Raw genomic sequence first — 18,052 nt, 5'->3', positions numbered from 1 at the left:
AAACAGTCGCGTTTACGAGCAAGAACTTTCATGGGTATTATTCAAAGGGAAAGAAAATCAGTTCAATACCGTGTTCATTAATCACAAAGGCTGAGCCTTCATGATGCCATGCACCTAATACACCTCGGAAATGTAGTCTGTCATCAATATTGATTTCATGAATGGCTGGGCGGTGGGTATGGCCATGAATCATCCACTGCGCTTGGTGTCTTTGTAGCGCATTAACAACCGCTTGTGGATTAACATCCATGATAGACTCGGTTTTCATGCTACTGGCGTACTGGCTATTTTTACGCATTTTCTGTGCTATTCGGCGGCGAATAAACAGAGGGAGCGTGAGAAAAATACGTTGTATCCAAGGAGTGTGAACTTTTTTACGGTAGTTTTGATAAGCCATATCATCAGTGCATAAGGTATCACCGTGTAGAATTAAAATGCGCTTATCATAAATATCGAGAACAGTTTCTTGGGGTAAAATCGTCATTCCACACTGCTTGGCATAGCGTTTACCAATTAAAAAATCACGGTTGCCATGTATAAAGTAACAAGGAATACCTTTGGCTGTGAGTTGTTTTAGCTCGTTCGCAACGCGCTGATGAAGCGGGTTATCATCATCATCGCCCACCCAATAATTGAAAAAATCACCGAGGATATACAGGCTATCGGCGTGGATGGCTCGTTGTTGAATAAAATTGATAAAACCGGCGGTGATCGCCGGTTCATCTTCACTCAAATGCAGATCTGCAATGATGTAAGTAGACATAGAGACAGGATTACTCGCTGACAGTCACTTTTTCGATCACCACATCTTCACGAGGAACGTCTTGGTGGAAACCGCTACGGCCAGTTGAAACGCCTTTGATTTTATCAACCACGTCCATACCTTCAACAACTTCAGCAAATACGCAGTAACCCCAACCATCTGGGCGCTCTGAACGGAAGTTTAAGAAGTCATTATCAACGACGTTGATAAAGAATTGTGCAGTGGCAGAGTGTGGGTCGTTAGTACGAGCCATTGCTAGTGTGCCACGGGTATTTTTTACACCGTTGTTTGCTTCGTTTTTAATAGGCGCTTTCGTGTTTTTTTGTTCCATGCCTGGCTCAAAACCACCGCCTTGGATCATGAAGCCGTTAATAACACGGTGGAAAATGGTATTATTGTAGAAACCTTCACGGCAGTAAGTTAAAAAGTTTTCGACTGTGACTGGCGCTTTATCGTCAAATGTTTTGATAACAATGTCGCCGTGATTGGTATGAAATGTAACCATAATAGCTATCCTGAATAATTGTTTTTTGTGCGCTATCTTGCGAAAGCGTTGAGATCTGCACGTTTATATCACAGATAAAACCTGACTTGAAGCGACAGTGCGTTTTGCAGGTGGTTTATAGCATAATAGGTGTGTATTAAATGCCTGTTGAATTCAACAATAAAAGGCAGGGTAAACCCTTGCATTCTTAAGGTGATCGGGGTTCAATAACATGGTATTTTACCGATAGAAATCGATAATCATTTTTCACTTACATGGAAAAGTCCAGATGCTACAAATTTTTAATACACTAAGTCGTCAAAAAGAAGAGTTTAAGCCCATCCACGCAGGAAAGATTGGGATGTATGTGTGTGGCATCACTATCTACGACTTGTGTCATATCGGCCATGGCCGGACATTTGTGGCATTTGATGCAATTAGCCGCTATTTGCGCTATTTGGGCTATGATTTGAATTATGTCCGTAACGTCACGGATATTGATGACAAAATTATTAAACGTGCCGCGGAAAATAAGGAAAGTGTTGAAGAACTCACCACTCGCATGTTAGCGGAAATGCACAAAGATTTCGATGCGTTGAATATTCTTCGCCCTGATAGCGAGCCACGTGCAACGCGGCATATTAGCGAAATTATTGAGCTGACTGAAAGCTTAATTGAACGTGGTCATGCTTACGTGGCAGATAACGGCGATGTGATGTTCGAAGTGAAAACTGACCCAAATTACGGCTTGCTATCTCGCCAAGATTTAGAACAACTTCAAGCGGGTGCGCGTGTTGAAGTGGCGGATGTTAAACGCAATCCAATGGACTTCGTGCTTTGGAAAATGTCCAAAGAAGGTGAGCCAAGCTGGGAGTCACCTTGGGGTTTAGGTCGTCCAGGCTGGCACATTGAATGTTCGGCGATGAACAGCAAAACATTGGGTAATCATTTTGATATTCACGGCGGCGGCTCAGATTTAATGTTCCCGCATCATGAAAATGAGATTGCTCAATCCACTTGTGCGCATGATGGCCCGTATGTGAACTATTGGATGCACTCAGGCATGGTCATGGTAGACAGAGAGAAAATGTCGAAGTCTCTCAATAACTTCTTCACCATTCGTGATGTGCTTGAGTATTACGATGCCGAAACCGTGCGTTATTTCCTGCTTTCAGGCCATTATCGTAGCCAACTGAATTATACGGAAGAAAACCTGAAGCAAGCGCGCACCGCGTTAGAGCGTATGTACACTGCATTACGTGGCACAGAAAAATCTGCAAAACCAGCGGGCGGAGAAGCCTTTAAAGCCCGTTTCGTTGAAGCCATGAACGATGATTTTAATACACCAGAAGCCTATTCTGTGCTATTTGACATGGTACGTGAAATCAATCGTTTGAAAGCGGAAGATATGGCCGCTGCTAATGGGATGGCTGCAGAACTGCGTGAACTAGCAGGCGTGCTCGGTTTACTAGAACAAGATCCAGAAAACTTCCTAAAAGGCGGCGCTCAAGGTGAAGATGATGCGGAAGTCGCAAAAATCGAAGCGTTAATTCAACAGCGATTAGATGCACGTCAAAATAAAGATTGGGCACAAGCCGATGCTGCACGTGATGAGCTGACAGCGATGGGGATTGTGCTGGAGGATTCATCTGCGGGGACAACGTGGCGCCGTAAATAAACACCTACGCGTCATATTTCGCGCTGTGGCGGTGTTGCCATCACTTGGCTACTTGGGTCACATACTAGTGTATGCTCCCCAAGCTATCCGCGTTCGGCGCCTAGCCACAACACGAACTATTTAGCGTATTGAGCGCGTTAAAAAGTTAGAGTTTGATAAAATTAAACGGCTAGGTATTGATTGATACAATATCTGGCCGTTTTTCTATTTAGTGGCTAAATTTGCAAGAAATAATTATTTTTTTCATCAAATAATAAGTTCAATTAATGAACAACAGCAGCCATCAAAGTACGCACAATACGGTGGCACTATTATTTGAAATAAGGGGAATAATTATGCCATCACCAATCAGCACCTCAGTTAGAAGTTTATGGTCTCCAACATCGATTAAAAAAAGTGTTATCAACTTTTTACAAAAACTAGTAGGGATTAAAAGGCAACCAGCGAATATCCCCACTGCAACTTGGTATATTTCAAGTAAGATACCCTCTGAGAGTACTATAGCGTCTAGTAATACAAGCCAAGTTCCGATAAAAAACGATCAAAAGGTCGTTGTCGCAGAGATTGAATCAAGCAAGCCCAAAGCGCCACCCGTTGAACAATTTCTCAATGAAATTAGACAAAATAAACCCCAAGTGGTTATTGTTTGGTCATCAGCGCAGCAGCAAGAAAAACAAGGAAAAACACTATTTTCTGAGGGGGTTAAAGAGCAACAGTTTGGTGATTTGAAAACACGTTCATTTAAAACTGCAGTGACGAAGTGTATTGGGAACTTGAATCTGGATTGTTATAACCTAACAATTACCCATAATAATCAACAATACTCAGTACCAGTCATGTATGTAACGAATTGGTCTGAAGAAATTAAATTGCAGCCAAATGAAAAAGCAGGGCTGACTAATCGTATGTTTGAATTAATGGATCTGCGGAGTACCTTGAGTTCATACTCAAATAGAAACAATTACCAAAATCAGTCAGATAAAGTGGCTGGTGGTATCTCACAGTTTGCTTTTGGGGAAAGGGTGCCGAAGGATTTATTTGATAGTATTCGAGTTGATAATAAACTAGGTCAATCAAGGGGATAAGCTTGATTGAAAGATGGGTAAATAGGCTAGCCTATTTACCCAAAATCTTACTCAGCGATTTTGACTTTTTCGTCGCCCATGGAGACAACTTTACCCGCCAAAATTTTACAGCGTTTACGGGTTTCTACCACACCGTCAACCTGTACTAAACCTTCAGCGATCATGGCTTTAGCCATTGCGCCGCTTTCTGCCCAGCCTTGAATTTTTAGCAAATCACACAGTTCAACGTGTGGGTGCCCTTCAAGATTGAAAATTTCCATTAATTACTCCAAAATACATTAAATATCGTGATACTCTTCACACGCTTGCAGCGTGTTTTGAATCAGTGTTGCGACAGTCATTGGGCCTACACCACCTGGAACAGGGGTGATCCACGCAGCGCGTTTTGATGCTTCATCAAAGTCCACATCGCCTGTCACTTTGCCATTTTCTAAGCGGTTAATACCCACATCAACGACAATTGCACCAGGTTTAATCCATTCTCCAGGAATAAAATTAGGTTTACCGACAGCGACAACCAGCAAGTCCGCATTGCGTACATGCTGTTCTAAGTCTTTAGTAAATCGATGGGTAACAGTTGTTGTACAGCCCGCTAATAATAATTCAAGGCTCATTGGGCGTCCGACAATATTTGATGCACCAATAATGACGGCATTGAGGCCATAAGTATTGATGTCATAGCGTTCAAGCAGTGTGACAATCCCACGTGGTGTACAAGGGCGCAAACGAGGCGCACGTTGGCACAACCGGCCTACATTATAAGGGTGGAAGCCATCAACGTCTTTATCTGGATGAATACGTTCAATCACTTTAACATTATCAATACCAGCAGGTAAGGGTAACTGGACTAAAATGCCATCAATTTCAACATCTTGATTTAAATCGTCAATCAGTTTCAGAAGTTCAGCTTCTGTGGTGGTGTCGGGTAAATCATAAGAGCGTGAAATAAAGCCTACTTCTTCACAAGCACGGCGTTTACTGCCGACGTAAATTTGGGAAGCAGGGTTCGCACCAACTAAAATGACGGCGAGACCTGGAGCACGTTTTCCTTGTTCTAAACGTAACTGTACTTTTTGGGCAACTTCCTGCCTAATTGTCTGCGCAATCGTTTTCCCATCAATAATTTTTGCTAACATCTGTAACTTAATCCATATATGAGACACGGTGATGGCTCTATTTTGTCAGAAGTTAACGTCATTGTCAGTTCAAACTGTTACATAAAATGAGCATATAGCTATTTTAGTAGCGAAAAGCCATTGACTCAGCGCTCAGCAACCGTATAATTCAACGCCATCAGCCAGATAGGCTGCCTGCATTAACAATGCGCCCTTAGCTCAGTTGGATAGAGCAACGGCCTTCTAAGCCGTAGGTCACAGGTTCGAATCCTGTAGGGCGTACCATTAATTTTCAACCACTTACCATCATTTAAAACTCTCCACTTTTGCTAACTGGGACATATTTGGGACGCAAGTGCCAAAAATAGTGTCTATTTGCTTAGCGTGTTCAATTAAATGATTAGGTGCTAAGTGAGCATATCTTCTCACCATATCAACTGATTCCCAGCCGCCCATTTCTTGCAGAACTGAAAGTAGGACGCCAGACTGAATTAGCCAACTCGCCCATGTGTGCCGCAAATGACGTAAAAATCAATACTATCGTGAGTGAGAGAAAGCCCTCAATAGTGGGGACTACTTCTTAATCCCTAATTTTTCCTTAACGACTTCCATCTCTCGTTCAAGTTGGAATATGAGCTCAGCCACATCGCAAATCGTTAAAACTTCAACATGAGAATGACGCAATATCCAATATTCGATAGCTGTGACCATTTTTTTGATTTGCTGACCGATTATTACATTCAGCTAAATCTTGAATTTTATCTTTTAAATCAGTCAGTAATCTGAGGTTAATCTGCGGATGATTATATTTTCTTTCCATGCCACCTATCCTCAAAAACTCTCATTCTAGATAGGTGTTTTTTAGGTATCAATGCGTACTAAGTAGGTATTACTGTGTATACCCACAGTCTATTAATGGGTAAGAGAGTTAAGTTAGATTTATTTATTAGAGTTGTTATTTTTAGTACATGCACTACTTTTAATCAATTGATGACATTTAATTCCTTTTAAACTCTTAGTATGAGTAATTTCTGGTTACAATTTATGCATGTATTTCATACTCAGATAAATAAAAGGGTTATATGATTAATGCAACTTAAAATGATTAAAAATTATGGTGCAAGGTATGAATAAGATAATACGTTATTTTGTGTGTGTGACTGTACTCGCTATGAGTGCGCTTGCTCCTGTTTCGTATGGAGATAATTTGCGCGTTTCTGTTGGAGCTACAGGTTATCTGGGAGAGGTTTCACCGCCTTTGAGGGTGGTTAATTTTCAAGAGCGAGCAGGAACAAGTAGGATCAATCCAAATTTCCCATTTATTGAATTGATAACATGGAAGAAGGGAGGAAGCCCTAACTGGGAATACACCTATTATCCACCTGAAGGGGCATATGGCGTTACGCTAGTTAATGAATTTGACAAAAATAATAGAATAATCTTGCTGATAAATGGCACATTTAGTGTGAAATATTTGCGGTATAAAGTTACTGGTGACGCAAATTCAGGTTATATGTGGGAAGGCGCTTCCTTTACGCTGAAAAACTCAAAAATGACATCATCAGATAGAATGTATCATGTACCTATTGGTTCTTCGCTTCCAAATCCATTAAATTTTGGACTGGAACCTCAAAGCGGAGTGAGTGGCTATTTAGCTAATAGGATTCAAGATTCTTCAGTTGCTCCTATGCAGTTCACAGGCATTATTATGAGCTATTCTGCGTATGCACCTCAACCACTAAAAAAAGGTCGTTATTTTGCAGATGATAGGTTAATCATGGCGCATCGTGATGGCCCTGGTGATGGTTTTTCAGTTAATCAATCGAATGCTACATTCATTAATGAGTATCAAGATTTAGGTGTATTTGCAGTAGATACATGTAAAGTTGCTCCAATTACAAATACTAAAATTAATTTTGGTTCTCAGCTAGCGGGGACCTATCCAAGCCCGAAAAATTTAGCGAATGCCCTTGCTCAAATTAATGTCAGCTGCCCAAATACAGGTAAATACTTCATGTCTGTTAAGCCAAATAACGCTTTGGTGAGCGGAAATCAAACGGGCATGGTGTTAGAATCGTTAGATGGCCATTCTGGTGATTTGCCCTATATCGCTACATCAGTAGGAACGGCAGCAAAAGGTAATGAAGTTTGTACTACCGACTCGTCGCAGGCCATTAAATATACAGAGAGCAAGCAAGTTTATAGCACGGTAGGGAAAAATTTTATTCAAGGGCTAAACTTTGCTTTATGTGTTAATGGGGAAATAGCACCAGGGGGTTATAGAGGAAGTTTAGATGTCAATTTTCTTATTGAGTAACCACGGCCTATGACATAAAACTAAAACAGTCCTTAGTGGCTGTTTTTGGTTTAAATACCAGATGAAGTGCGAAATTTTATCACCAGTAAACACGACAAATTTCGATGTGCTGCCTGTGGTGAAGGGGGACGATGTGCTCAATTGCAATTGATATTAGATTCGGCGGGTTTGGTGATGCAGTGATACGTAACGACAATATTTTAGAAGTTAAAGGGATATTTAATATATCATCAATTAAGTATATGTACGTTGTTAACTACTAGGTTTAATTTACTGTGACGAGCTATGCCGAAATTGTGATACAAAAAATGAGAGGGGAATGATAGGACGTGGTTGTGACGTTCAAGTTTGAATATGATTGAACGACTTTAAACAACTTTGAATTACTTTATCTTCTTTGTAGCTTTTGAACACTGAGATAGACTGTAATTGACTGATTATAAAGTATTAATTCTACACTCTTCTAAGCCATAGGCCACCATTTCGAAAAGTGAAAATACAATGTTATGTTTTCATGTGATTACAGCTTATTGATAACCAATCCTATTTTGATAAGTCAGATAGTTAACTAGCTGGTGATTGCCCCCTTTTGCAAAACTGCGATCTTAGATGAAGTCGCCTTTGTGTATTCAAGGTCACATTTTGCACATTTATTTGATGAACTCTTGAAAATATAGCCAATAACTTGTGATTGCTTGGTAGTAATTTCAAGGTGATTTTAGATGAGAACGCTAGAATAGGGATATAAGGGTATTTACGATGGGCTAATGAATGATAAGTAAGTCCATGGTAGGTTCTACGGGGGGGGAGTGTTTACTCGGAGATCTTTCATGAAACTCTATAGCGAAGATTTTTTTATCACACCACAGCAGCACATTACGGTTGAACCAAGAGTGCCTCAGCCTATTTTTCCTGAACATACACATGATTTTAGTGAGATTTTTTTGGTAACTCAGGGCATTGGTCTACATATACTTAATGGGCGGCCTTATACATTATGCCCAGGTATGGTGTGTTATATTAAATCCAGCGATTATCACTTATTTGATAATGTCTCTAACCTCAATTTAACTAACGTGTTATATCGTTCAGACTCCAGCTTTACTTATTTAAATAATATCAGTCATTTTTTCCCTGCGGATACTGAAAAAAACATTTCCCATTGGCTATTAAATAAAGAGCATTACAATAGAGCGCAACAGATTATCGTTAAACTCCATGAAAGTGATGCTGACCTTGCGTATACTGAGAGCCTTTTTTTGCAGTTAATTGTTAATCTGCAAGAGGGGCGTTATAACTATGTAGGTGAAGGGAATAATGAACAACGGATTATCCAAATGCTACGCTGGTTGAATGCAAACTTTACGGAAGAAATTGATTGGGAAAGTTTAACGACTCAGTTTTCGGTCTCGTTGCGGACTTTTCATCGCTATATGAAAAATAACTTAGGTATATCGCCACAAAATTACTTAATAAAATTGCGGTTATCAGAAGCTTATTATCAAATCCGTTTTTCGGATAAAACCATTACGGATATTGCGTTGGAAAATGGTTTTAATGATAGTGCGTATTTTTCGACGTGTTTTAAAAGCGAGTATAATTTCACACCTCGTGACTTGCGTCATTGTAGCAATTAACAAAGATCGTCATGATCATCCATATTCTTTTCTGAGGTGGCCATGATACAAAAAATTCTGTCTCTCAACAGCGGTGATTATTTTATTCGGCCTGAAAATACTGTGACGATAGAAAAGCGAGATTCTCAGGAAGATTTTATTATTCATCGTCATGATTTTAATGAGTTTGTTATTGTTTTTTCAGGAAATGGTTTACATCATTGGAATGGTTCTGATTACCCAATTACTTGTGGAGATCTGTTTTATATTAATGCGGAGGATTATCATGGCTATCACTCTGTAAATAATTTAAAGCTAGTTAATATATTATACAAGCCTAATGAGTTTCTCATAAAACAATCTATCGAACAGTATGTACCATTAAGCCATGAGCCGATAATATCTCGGCATTGGAAATTACCGCCTTCAAGTTTATCGACTTTAACGCCAATTATTGAAAAAATGGCATTAGAGTGCCAAAAACCTGATATCCCATCCATTCATCTTTGCGAAGGGTTATTCTTACAACTGGCAATTTATATTTATCGTTTACGGTATCAGCCAGACCAAGTGCCAATAAGCTTATTACATCAACTGGATCAGTTAATAAACCGTTTAAATCTAAGTATCAATACGCCATTTTCATTAGATAAGTTTGCTCAGGAAAATCAGGTGTCTGCTCGTTCATTACAGCGTTTATTCAAGTCGAAAACAGGAATGACGGTAATGGAATATCTGCAACAACTACGTTTATGCCAAGCGGCATTATTATTACGTAGTACTTCATTGTCGATCAGTGAAATCGCTGGGCAATGTGGTTATGAGGATAGTAATTATTTTTCGAGTGTCTTCCATAAAAAAATGAATATGACCGCAAGTGCATATCGACGCTGTTTTTTACAGAAAAATAAATTGAGGTAAGTGCTAGCCAAAGGCTAGCACTGTCTGGGGGGATTAGTCTAAATAAAATACCGTTCTTAACTCATCACTGATAGGGCTGTTGTCAGGATTTGATGGCATAATATCCGACATATATTTCCACCATTTTTGGCATACTTCCGTTTGTGCAACGCTATCCCAGCGTTCTTGTGATTCAATTTCCACATAGGCGAACAATAAATTTCGCTTGTTATCTAAGAAAATAGAATAGTGATGTGCGCCGTGTTCTTTGAGTGTAAGCACTAATTCAGGCCAAATTTCATCGTGTCGGCGCTGGTATTCTTGGTGGGCGTTAGAAGCAACTTGCATCACAAATGCTTTTTTTATCATGATACTGTCCTCTAATAAATCGCTTGATATAATTCAGCGATATCCTCTAATGTTGCGTCACGTGGATTACCCCCAGTACACACATCATCAAAGGCGGCTTGAGCAAGGGAGGGAATATCTTCTGGTTTCATGCCGATTTCACGCAGTTTTTCAGGAATACCAACGTCTTTGTTTAGCGCAAAGACAGCTGCAATGGCGGTATCTCTGGCTTTTTGAAGTGGTAGGGAGTCTATATTTTTTACGCCCATTGCACGGGCGATATCGCGGTATTTTTCCCCTGTATAATTTGCGTTATATGCCATGATATGGGGCAATAAAATGGCATTGGCGACGCCATGAGGTGTATTGTAAAATGCCCCAAGTGGGTGAGCCATACCATGTACCAACCCTAAACCAACGTTAGAGAAGCCCATTCCAGCCATATATTGTGCAAGAGCCATTGTTTCAACGCCGTGCGGGTCGCCCTTAACGGATTGCCGTAACGAATTGCTGATCAACTCTATGGATTTAAGATGCAGAGCATCGGTAAGTGCCCAAGCTCCTTTCGTGATATAGCCTTCAATGGCATGAGTGAGGGCATCAACCCCAGTAGCGGCTTTTAGGCTAGCGGGCATAGATGCCATCATTGAAGGGTCAATAATCGCAACCATAGGGATACAATGGGGGTCAACACACACAAATTTACGGCACAGTTTGTTGTCCGTGATGACATAGTTAATGGTGACTTCTGCTGCGGTTCCAGCGGTAGTTGGGATGGCGATAATTGGAACCGCTGGGTTTTGGGTAGGAGCGACACCTTCTAAGCTCACCACATCTTCATATTGTGGATTATTGATAATAATCCCAATCGCTTTGGCGGTGTCTTGTGGAGAACCACCACCGATAGCGATAAGATAATCTGCATTAGATTGTTTGAAATATTCTAGTCCTTGTTGGACCGTATCGATGGTTGGGTTAGGAATAACGGCATCATAAATGGCGTAGTCTAATTTAGCGTTATCTAATAATTGGGTGACTTTACTGACAACATTAAATTTAACCAGATCCGCATCCGTAACAATCAGTGCTTTGTTAAATTGGCGTTTTTGAATTTCCTCTACAAGGTGATTAATAGCTCCCTCGCCAAAGTATGAGGTTTCATTGAGTATCATTCTATGGGTCATCGCTGACCTCCCGATCGATTAAAATAAAAAGTCGTTACGTTATGCTGCCATTCCCAAGCCAACAATGTTTGCAGCTAAGATAATCACTAAGCAGCCTAAACATAAAATTCGGACAGGTTTTCTGCCAGTGCCTTTCCATTCTTTTAGGGCTAACCCCACAATACCGCCACACAGAACATAAAAACTCATATGTAGCATCCAGCTCATAAAGCCGTATTGTGATGGGATATTGGCGTGTCCCCATGCGTAGAAGAAGAATTGGAAGTACCACATACCGCCACCCAAAATGGCAAATAAAATATTGCTGACGAGTAGGGCTTTGGGGACAGAGATATCTGATTTGAAAGAGATATCTTGGCGGTAAATAAGCCTAATAAAACAATAGCCTAAGTTGATTAATGCGCCGCCGCCCATGATGATGACGTAACTTGGTAATGCGACATAAAGAGAAGAAACTCCGAGGGCAGCGGAAGCTTCGTGCATAGGGACGGCTGCACTCATGGCGAATGACATACCGGCTGAGAAAATACCGCACATGACTGCCAGTAATAAGCCTTTTTTCAGGTTAAACTCTTCAGCTTGCACTCCGGTCGCCTTTTCTTTCAGTAACCCAGCATAGGAAACGATAGCAACCCCTAGAACAGCCACTAAGACACCAAGAATCGTTAGTTTTCCGCCAGTCGAGGCAATCAACTCGCCAAATGTGCCTTGAATAATAGGGGTCATCAAGGTACCAACGATGAGTGTAATACCAATGGCAATCCCAATCCCCATTGACATACCTAAATAGCGCATGGTCAAGCCATAACCAATATTACCAACCCCCCACATGGCGCCAAATAAAAATACAGGGATCAGAATACTTGCACTGAAAGAGTTGTAATAGGCCCAAAAGTCAGGAAGTAAAATATAACTGATGGTCCAAGGTAAAATAATCCACGAAAAAATACCGGCAATGGACCACATCGTTTCCCATGACCAGTTTTTAACTTTCTTTAATGGTGCGTAAAAGCAGGCAGCTGAAGCTGCGCCGACAAAATGCCAAAAAATACCGAGTAAAATTCCACTGCCCATGAACTATTCCTCTCTGTTTATTATCGTTTTAATTTCTCTGTGGAAGGAAAGGGGTATCCACAGAGAAACAGGTTTTATTTCAATGCATCAGACATTGGTGTGACATTAAATCGCTTGGCAAGCGCAATCAGATTTTCTGTTGAAATAGTTTGTTTTTTACCACCCATGGAGAGAACTTTTACCAATATCTCCGCAGATTTTTCTGCGGTATCAATTAAACCAAAAGCATCATCTAAAGTTGGGCCAGAGCCAAAAATACCGTGGAATGGCCAAAGTACTAAGCCATGTTGTTTCATTTGTTCCGCTGTTTCTAAACCGATACCATCTGTGCCGGGGACCATCCATGGCAGCACACCAATACCATCAGGGAAAACCACCAAACATTCAGTACTCATTTCCCATAAATGACGAGTGATGGATGCACTATCGAGCGGTAAAACATAGCTTAATGCAATGATGTTGGTTGCATGACAGTGCATGATGACGCGGTTGGTACCATTAGTGGCTTGCATACGTGTGATATGCGATTGAAAGTGTGCAGCAAATTCAGAGGTTGGTATTGCACCATTCACAAAGCCCCAAACAATGTGGTAACCCTGGCCTTCGCTATCGATACGAACCAGACCTAAGTTATCTGCGGGGTCTAAGGCAACGTTACGGAAAAACTTACCGGAGCCTGTAACAATAAAATATTGGTTTGCGAGCTCTTTAACTGGCTCTGTCGCTTCGATATAACGTGGGTCAGCGTGAAAAGTGTGTTTAAATGGCGAAACATCGTCTTCGGTGAGTCGTAAGCTCACATTACCGCCATTACGTTCATCCCAGCCTTTGAGCCACATATCGCTGGTGGCTTTTATCATTCCTTGAACAAACCAAGATGTCAGAATATCTTGCATACAATTCACCTTAACGTGTTAATAATGTTGATTTTTCGTATTGTTTAACTTCATCTAACCATTTTTCGCCGACAGGAACATTGTTGCGTTCGCAATATTCATCCCAAACCGCTTGCCATGGCAGGCATTTTTGTTCTTCTAATAGCGCAAGACGAGCCGTGAAGTCCCCTTCAATTTCGAGTTGGCGTAGTCTTGCTGTTGGTTCAAGTAAGGCACGTAGTAAGGCTTTTTTCATATTTCGAGTCCCAATGACCCAAGCGGCAATACGGTTAATCGATGCATCAAAGAAATCGAGGCCAATATGCACACGATTTTTTAAGTTATGGCGAATGATTTCATTGGCAATGGCTTGAGTCTCATCATCTAACAAAATGACGTGGTCACTGTCCCAACGTACAGGGCGACTGACGTGCAGCAGTAGACGTTCAACATAAGGAATGACCGCTGAAATTTTATCCGAAATGACTTCGGTTGGATGGAAGTGCCCTGCATCTAAACATAAAGCGGTTTTACGTGTGATGGCATAGCCCAGATAAAACTCACTGGAGCCTGCGGTGTAAGATTCTGCGCCAATACCGAATAATTTACTTTCGACGGCATCGATATGATATTTAATATCAATTTTTTCACTGATAATTTCATCCAATGACTCGACTAAGCGTTGACGAGGGGCGTAGCGGTCAATAGGGAGATCTTTCATGCCGTCAGGGATCCAAATATTCATCACGGAAGCGCTGTTTAATGACTCACCAAAATATGCAGAAATACGGCGGCAAGCTTGCCCGTGGCCAATCCAGTAGTCTCTAATTTCTTTATTGCTATGAGTAAGAGTTGCTTCGCTACTGAGCGGATGGGAAAAGTAAGAAGGGTTAAAATCGAGTGCGATATGGTTTTTTTTCGCCCAATCAACCCAATTAGCAAAATGGCGAGGTTCAATTTCATTACGTTCGACGGCAGTATCTGCTTCGAGATAAAGAGCATGCAAGTTAACGCGTTTAGGGCCTGGAATTAAGCTCATTGCTTTATCCATATCTGCACGTAATTCAATCGCATTAGTCGCTTTGCCAGGGTAATTACCTGTAGCTTGAATACCGCCGCTTAAAGCGGTTGCTGATTTTTCAAAGCCGGCTACGTCATCTCCCTGCCAGCAATGCATCGATACAGGCAAGTCAGCCATAGCTTGCATCGCTAGTTCAGTATCAATACCAAGGTCAGCAAAACGTTGTTTGGCAATAAGATAACTTTCTTTGTAATTAGACATGAAATTTTCCTTATAACTTATCGATATACGGTTAATAACCTGAGTTAGCCCGTAATGGTTTTAAATCGTTTCCAAGGTTCATCCAGTGCGATGCTTTGAGGTTGAAACCAACAAAGTTCAGTATTTTGCGCAATAATGGAGCGCAGAGTGGGGACATCTGGAATGGTGTTTAGGGCAATCAACTGATACCCAATATTGCCTAAGGTGGAGGCTTCAACCGGTCCTGCACTCACAGGAACTCCGCAAGTGTTGGCGCATAATTGGTTAAGTAGAGCATTTTGGCTGCCACCACCGACGATATGCAGCTGTTGTAATGGGGAATGATTAACCTGTTGTAATTCAAGAAATACTTGACGATAAAGCAGTGCTAAACTGTCGAAAATACAGCGAGCTAGCTCAGCGACAGTATTTGGGACGGGTTGTTGGTTTTCCCGACAAGCCTCTTTAATGGCTTGGCTCATCGACTCTGGGTTCAAGAACCAGTTATCGTTGGGGTTGATCAGATACGTGAATGCTGGAATTGCTTCTGCCGAGGTAATGAGACTGCAAATATCTTGCACATTGTGCTCAAGGCAAATGCGTTGGAATAACCATAGCCCCATAATATTTTTTAGAACACGGTAGTGACCATTAATCCCACCTTCATTGGTAATGTTGGCAGAAAATGCGTTTTCACAAGTACAAGGGGATGTGCGCTCGAGGCCCATTAATGACCATGTTCCTGAACTTAAATAGGCACCATGGCTATCGGTTATCGGTGCCGCAATGACAGCGCTGGCAGTGTCATGGCTTGCCACAGCAATCACGGGGATTTTTTGGCCTTTGGGTGTGTGCCAATAGCCAATGGTATTACCTGGTTGCTTGATTTCACCTAATAAACGGCGTGGCAACTGTAAATACTCGACTAATTCATCATCCCAATCGCCCGTTTGCAGGTTAATCATTTGGCTGGTGGAGATATTGGTATATTCATGGTTGATTTTCCCAGTTAAGCGGTATGACAAATAATCAGGGATCAACAATAAATGATGTGCTTGTTCCAGCCATTGAGGGTGTGATTGTTGTAAGGACTTCAATTGGTATAAAGTATTGAAAGGGAGGAATTGGATCCCAGTTTTTTGGTAGATGTTCTGCACACCTAGATCGGCTTGAACTTGTTCCATGACACCTTGAGTACGGTTATCACGGTAGGAAAAATGACGACCAACGGTAGCCCCATCACGGTCAAGGAGGACATAATCAACCCCCCAAGTGTCGATGCCAATGCTGTCAATATTGATACCAGATTGCTCTACACGATGTAAGCCAATCAGTATCTGAGCCTCAAGATCATCCAGATCCCAATAACAGTGTTCACCTTCAGTGATCAAATGGTTTGTAAAACGATGAATTTCATCTAACGATAATTTTTTATTATGCACATCATAGCAAGCCAACATGACACGACCGCTAGATGCGCCTAAATCAATAGCAACAACATGGCGAATATTCATGACTTTTTTTATCTCTATTACTTAACTTATAGTCATATACTAGAGAGAGTGAACAATGAGCGCGTTTAATGGAGCGCCACTAAAAAGGAAAAATGGCAATATATTTAAAGTCACAGTGATCTTATTCACAGAGTTGAAATATATGAGTATTTTTATCAGAACCATTGAATCAGGAGCGAATAATGAAAGATCCTCACCATATAGCCGAATGGGCTAAAGTTAGAGAAACCTCAATTGAAATTGCTCAAGCTATTTTTGAATTAGCGAATAATGATGAAGTGCTAGCGGAACAAATTTGGGAAGAAGGCTCTGATGAGGTTTTACCTCTTGCCTTTTCGAAGACCACCGCGGATAGGCTATATTGGGGGGAAGAAACTATCGAAAGGAAAAATGTATAATTCATTTTGAGCTTTTCTGAAGAGATAAAAACCTCGCAATGGCGAGGTTTTTTATTGGCGATTATAAGGTGTTAATTTCTCTTATTTACCATTAAAAGACTGGATATTTTTGACACTGAATTTTTCATTTTTATATTGCAGGGTAATCAGTTGTAAGTCTTTTTTAGGGATGAATTGGTACTCTGGCTGAACTTTATTTAAAAATGCACTGAAAATAATCGGGTGAGTAACCACCATCACTTTTCCTGTATGGAATTCATTTTGGATACCAATATCTCTGAGTAAGCTTTCTAATCGGTAGGCTGCAATAGCCCCAGTTTCACCATCGACTGGGGATTCAAAGCTCAACACATTTGTCCCTGAATGTAGCTTGGCAAACTGGCCTTCAGGTTCTTTTTCTAATGTGCTGATTTTCTCTGCTTCCCAAAGGCCAAGGAAAATTTCATCTAAATTACGATTAATTTGGATTGGTAGGGGACTATTTTCAAATAAGTGGTTTGCAGTATATTTGGCTCTATTTAATGTGCTGCTATAAACCGCAAAATAGTCAGTAGGGTTAATGTGTTGTTTCAATTGGTTAACCGCCGCAACACCTGATTTACTGAGATCGGAGTCTGAGGTACCTTCCATTATATTGGCATCATTTAAAATAGTCATTGGGTTGATGACAATCGAGATTTCAAGAGGCGGAAGTTTCTCTTGTTTTGCATAACCTGATTTTAAATAATCCGTATTATTAAAGTCGAGAAGAGTAAATTGCCCATCTTTATATTTTAATACCGAAACGGCAGTATTGCTTAACCCTGATAATGGTTGATCTTGACGGTATTTTTGCAAATAAAATGCCATTGATGAGTGGCCAACGGCTAAAATATTACCTGTTTCATTTTTATGGCGATTAGCAATATCCAATAATGCAGACTCGAAGCGTTGAGAAAAATCATACATGTTTTCAGTGTTGACGATAGATTTGAAGTTTTTGTCCTTATAGTGACCAAAATAGTATTCAAATTCATTACCAGAATGGCCGTATTGGCTCGTTAAGTCATCAATTCTACCACCTTCAGCGTCACCCCAAGATATATCTTTTAGGTTCTCAATCTCAATAATATCCATATTACGGCCAGTTAAAATATTACTGGCAGTTTCATGGGCTCGACCTAATGTACTGCTATATCCAGCAATAAAATTGACATCTTCTAGACCTAAACCAAGGCTACGTGCATCATAGCGTCCTTTGGCTGTGAGCTGAGCATTACCACCTCCGCCAATGGTCATTTCTTTAATATTTGAATAAGTTTGCCCATGTCTAACAAGGTAAAAATAAAGGGCATCGTTATCTGATGTGGCTAAAGCACTGGTGGAGGTTATTGAAATAAGTATATAAAATAACAAGAGAATCTTAGTTTTAATTCTTTTCATGTTTGCACCTATAATTTA

At 40.7% G+C, this 18,052-nt stretch carries 17 protein-coding genes, 1 tRNA gene and 1 pseudogene; 7 read left to right on the top strand and 12 right to left on the bottom strand.

Annotated elements, in window-relative coordinates:
• Positions 1-37 precede the first annotated feature (37 nt).
• Together lpxH and ppiB are read right to left on the bottom strand one after the other, a co-directional pair.
• On the bottom strand, positions 38-763 hold the full coding sequence (gene lpxH / locus PSF27_RS07965) for a UDP-2,3-diacylglucosamine diphosphatase (RefSeq protein WP_272681241.1): 726 nt from the start codon (positions 761-763) through the stop codon (positions 38-40).
• 10 nt (positions 764-773) lie between these two features.
• Positions 774-1,268 carry a peptidylprolyl isomerase B gene (gene ppiB, locus PSF27_RS07960; RefSeq protein WP_047756161.1) on the bottom strand — a complete coding sequence of 165 codons (495 nt, stop codon included), beginning with the start codon at positions 1,266-1,268 and terminating at the stop codon, positions 774-776.
• Between the two features lie 268 nt (positions 1,269-1,536).
• Here ppiB and cysS point away from each other — a divergent pair, with 268 nt between their 5' ends.
• Positions 1,537-2,925, top strand: coding sequence for a cysteine--tRNA ligase (gene cysS, locus PSF27_RS07955; RefSeq protein ID WP_206082895.1), 1,389 nt, complete (start codon positions 1,537-1,539; stop codon positions 2,923-2,925).
• Positions 2,926-3,260: 335 nt separating this feature from the next.
• Positions 3,261-4,010 (top strand): hypothetical protein, encoded by a 750-nt coding sequence (locus PSF27_RS07950; RefSeq protein ID WP_272681240.1) that lies wholly within the window; start codon positions 3,261-3,263, stop codon positions 4,008-4,010.
• Positions 4,011-4,057: 47 nt separating this feature from the next.
• Here the strand turns inward: PSF27_RS07950 and ybcJ are convergent, their stop codons facing one another.
• Positions 4,058-4,270, bottom strand: a complete 213-nt coding sequence (gene ybcJ / locus PSF27_RS07945; protein WP_206082893.1) for a ribosome-associated protein YbcJ — start codon at positions 4,268-4,270, stop codon at positions 4,058-4,060.
• Positions 4,271-4,288: 18 nt separating this feature from the next.
• Positions 4,289-5,146: a bifunctional methylenetetrahydrofolate dehydrogenase/methenyltetrahydrofolate cyclohydrolase FolD gene (gene folD, locus PSF27_RS07940; RefSeq protein ID WP_206082892.1), complete on the bottom strand. Its 858-nt coding sequence runs from the start codon at positions 5,144-5,146 to the stop codon at positions 4,289-4,291.
• 187 nt (positions 5,147-5,333) lie between these two features.
• Here folD and PSF27_RS07935 point away from each other — a divergent pair.
• Positions 5,334-5,410 (top strand) — tRNA-Arg (locus PSF27_RS07935).
• Positions 5,411-5,431: 21 nt separating this feature from the next.
• On the opposite strand, the pseudogene PSF27_RS07930 reads toward PSF27_RS07935, so the two are convergent.
• Positions 5,432-5,644, bottom strand: a pseudogene (locus PSF27_RS07930) (tyrosine-type recombinase/integrase); the annotation flags it as partial.
• A 607-nt stretch (positions 5,645-6,251) separates the two neighbouring features.
• On the opposite strand from PSF27_RS07930, the gene PSF27_RS07925 reads away from it, so the two are divergent.
• From PSF27_RS07925 to PSF27_RS07915, 3 genes are all read left to right on the top strand, one after another.
• The gene (locus tag PSF27_RS07925; protein WP_272681239.1) at positions 6,252-7,442 is read left to right on the top strand and encodes a hypothetical protein; all 1,191 of its coding nucleotides are present in this window, start codon (positions 6,252-6,254) and stop codon (positions 7,440-7,442) included.
• A gap of 830 nt (positions 7,443-8,272) precedes the next feature.
• A complete protein-coding gene (gene rhaS, locus PSF27_RS07920; protein ID WP_272681238.1) occupies positions 8,273-9,079 on the top strand; it encodes an HTH-type transcriptional activator RhaS in 807 nt (268 codons plus the stop codon).
• Positions 9,080-9,121: 42 nt separating this feature from the next.
• The gene (locus PSF27_RS07915; protein ID WP_272681237.1) at positions 9,122-9,979 is read left to right on the top strand and encodes a helix-turn-helix domain-containing protein; all 858 of its coding nucleotides are present in this window, start codon (positions 9,122-9,124) and stop codon (positions 9,977-9,979) included.
• Positions 9,980-10,012: 33 nt separating this feature from the next.
• On the opposite strand, the gene rhaM is transcribed toward PSF27_RS07915, so the two are convergent.
• The 6 genes from rhaM to rhaB form a co-directional block, all read right to left on the bottom strand.
• The gene (rhaM, locus tag PSF27_RS07910) at positions 10,013-10,327 is read right to left on the bottom strand and encodes an L-rhamnose mutarotase (RefSeq protein WP_272681236.1); all 315 of its coding nucleotides are present in this window, start codon (positions 10,325-10,327) and stop codon (positions 10,013-10,015) included.
• An 11-nt stretch (positions 10,328-10,338) separates the two neighbouring features.
• Positions 10,339-11,490, bottom strand: a complete 1,152-nt coding sequence (fucO, locus tag PSF27_RS07905; RefSeq protein WP_272681235.1) for a lactaldehyde reductase — start codon at positions 11,488-11,490, stop codon at positions 10,339-10,341.
• Between the two features lie 39 nt (positions 11,491-11,529).
• A complete protein-coding gene (gene rhaT / locus PSF27_RS07900) occupies positions 11,530-12,564 on the bottom strand; it encodes an L-rhamnose/proton symporter RhaT (protein ID WP_206082886.1) in 1,035 nt (344 codons plus the stop codon).
• 74 nt (positions 12,565-12,638) lie between these two features.
• Positions 12,639-13,460 (bottom strand): rhamnulose-1-phosphate aldolase, encoded by an 822-nt coding sequence (gene rhaD / locus PSF27_RS07895; RefSeq protein ID WP_206082885.1) that lies wholly within the window; start codon positions 13,458-13,460, stop codon positions 12,639-12,641.
• Between the two features lie 10 nt (positions 13,461-13,470).
• Positions 13,471-14,721 (bottom strand): L-rhamnose isomerase, encoded by a 1,251-nt coding sequence (locus PSF27_RS07890; protein WP_272573365.1) that lies wholly within the window; start codon positions 14,719-14,721, stop codon positions 13,471-13,473.
• A 44-nt stretch (positions 14,722-14,765) separates the two neighbouring features.
• Positions 14,766-16,214 (bottom strand): rhamnulokinase, encoded by a 1,449-nt coding sequence (rhaB, locus tag PSF27_RS07885; RefSeq protein WP_272681234.1) that lies wholly within the window; start codon positions 16,212-16,214, stop codon positions 14,766-14,768.
• A 182-nt stretch (positions 16,215-16,396) separates the two neighbouring features.
• Between rhaB and PSF27_RS07880 the strand changes: the two genes are divergently transcribed.
• Positions 16,397-16,612 (top strand): YccJ family protein, encoded by a 216-nt coding sequence (locus PSF27_RS07880; RefSeq protein WP_047756975.1) that lies wholly within the window; start codon positions 16,397-16,399, stop codon positions 16,610-16,612.
• A gap of 81 nt (positions 16,613-16,693) precedes the next feature.
• Here PSF27_RS07880 and PSF27_RS07875 read toward each other — a convergent pair whose 3' ends face one another.
• On the bottom strand, positions 16,694-18,034 hold the full coding sequence (locus PSF27_RS07875) for a 2-carboxy-D-arabinitol-1-phosphatase (RefSeq protein WP_272681233.1): 1,341 nt from the start codon (positions 18,032-18,034) through the stop codon (positions 16,694-16,696).
• Positions 18,035-18,052: the final 18 nt, after the last annotated feature.

Source organism: Providencia sp. PROV129, from assembly GCF_028482245.1.
Taxonomy (GTDB): domain Bacteria; phylum Pseudomonadota; class Gammaproteobacteria; order Enterobacterales; family Enterobacteriaceae; genus Providencia; species Providencia vermicola.
The sequence above is the reverse complement of the archived record's forward strand: the minus strand, read 5'-3'. Positions and strand labels throughout refer to the sequence as shown.

Bases quoted from the DNA above. Each gene is read 5' to 3' on its own strand.
- lpxH (WP_272681241.1), bottom strand. From the start codon at position 763: ATGTCTACTTACATCATTGCAGATCTGCATTTGAGTGAAGATGAACCG.
- ppiB (WP_047756161.1), bottom strand. From the start codon at position 1,268: ATGGTTACATTTCATACCAATCACGGCGACATTGTTATCAAAACATTT.
- cysS (WP_206082895.1), top strand. From the start codon at position 1,537: ATGCTACAAATTTTTAATACACTAAGTCGTCAAAAAGAAGAGTTTAAG.
- PSF27_RS07950 (WP_272681240.1), top strand. From the start codon at position 3,261: ATGCCATCACCAATCAGCACCTCAGTTAGAAGTTTATGGTCTCCAACA.
- ybcJ (WP_206082893.1), bottom strand. From the start codon at position 4,270: ATGGAAATTTTCAATCTTGAAGGGCACCCACACGTTGAACTGTGTGAT.
- folD (WP_206082892.1), bottom strand. From the start codon at position 5,146: ATGTTAGCAAAAATTATTGATGGGAAAACGATTGCGCAGACAATTAGG.
- PSF27_RS07925 (WP_272681239.1), top strand. From the start codon at position 6,252: ATGAATAAGATAATACGTTATTTTGTGTGTGTGACTGTACTCGCTATG.
- rhaS (WP_272681238.1), top strand. From the start codon at position 8,273: ATGAAACTCTATAGCGAAGATTTTTTTATCACACCACAGCAGCACATT.
- PSF27_RS07915 (WP_272681237.1), top strand. From the start codon at position 9,122: ATGATACAAAAAATTCTGTCTCTCAACAGCGGTGATTATTTTATTCGG.
- rhaM (WP_272681236.1), bottom strand. From the start codon at position 10,327: ATGATAAAAAAAGCATTTGTGATGCAAGTTGCTTCTAACGCCCACCAA.
- fucO (WP_272681235.1), bottom strand. From the start codon at position 11,490: ATGACCCATAGAATGATACTCAATGAAACCTCATACTTTGGCGAGGGA.
- rhaT (WP_206082886.1), bottom strand. From the start codon at position 12,564: ATGGGCAGTGGAATTTTACTCGGTATTTTTTGGCATTTTGTCGGCGCA.
- rhaD (WP_206082885.1), bottom strand. From the start codon at position 13,460: ATGCAAGATATTCTGACATCTTGGTTTGTTCAAGGAATGATAAAAGCC.
- PSF27_RS07890 (WP_272573365.1), bottom strand. From the start codon at position 14,721: ATGTCTAATTACAAAGAAAGTTATCTTATTGCCAAACAACGTTTTGCT.
- rhaB (WP_272681234.1), bottom strand. From the start codon at position 16,214: ATGAATATTCGCCATGTTGTTGCTATTGATTTAGGCGCATCTAGCGGT.
- PSF27_RS07880 (WP_047756975.1), top strand. From the start codon at position 16,397: ATGAAAGATCCTCACCATATAGCCGAATGGGCTAAAGTTAGAGAAACC.
- PSF27_RS07875 (WP_272681233.1), bottom strand. From the start codon at position 18,034: ATGAAAAGAATTAAAACTAAGATTCTCTTGTTATTTTATATACTTATT.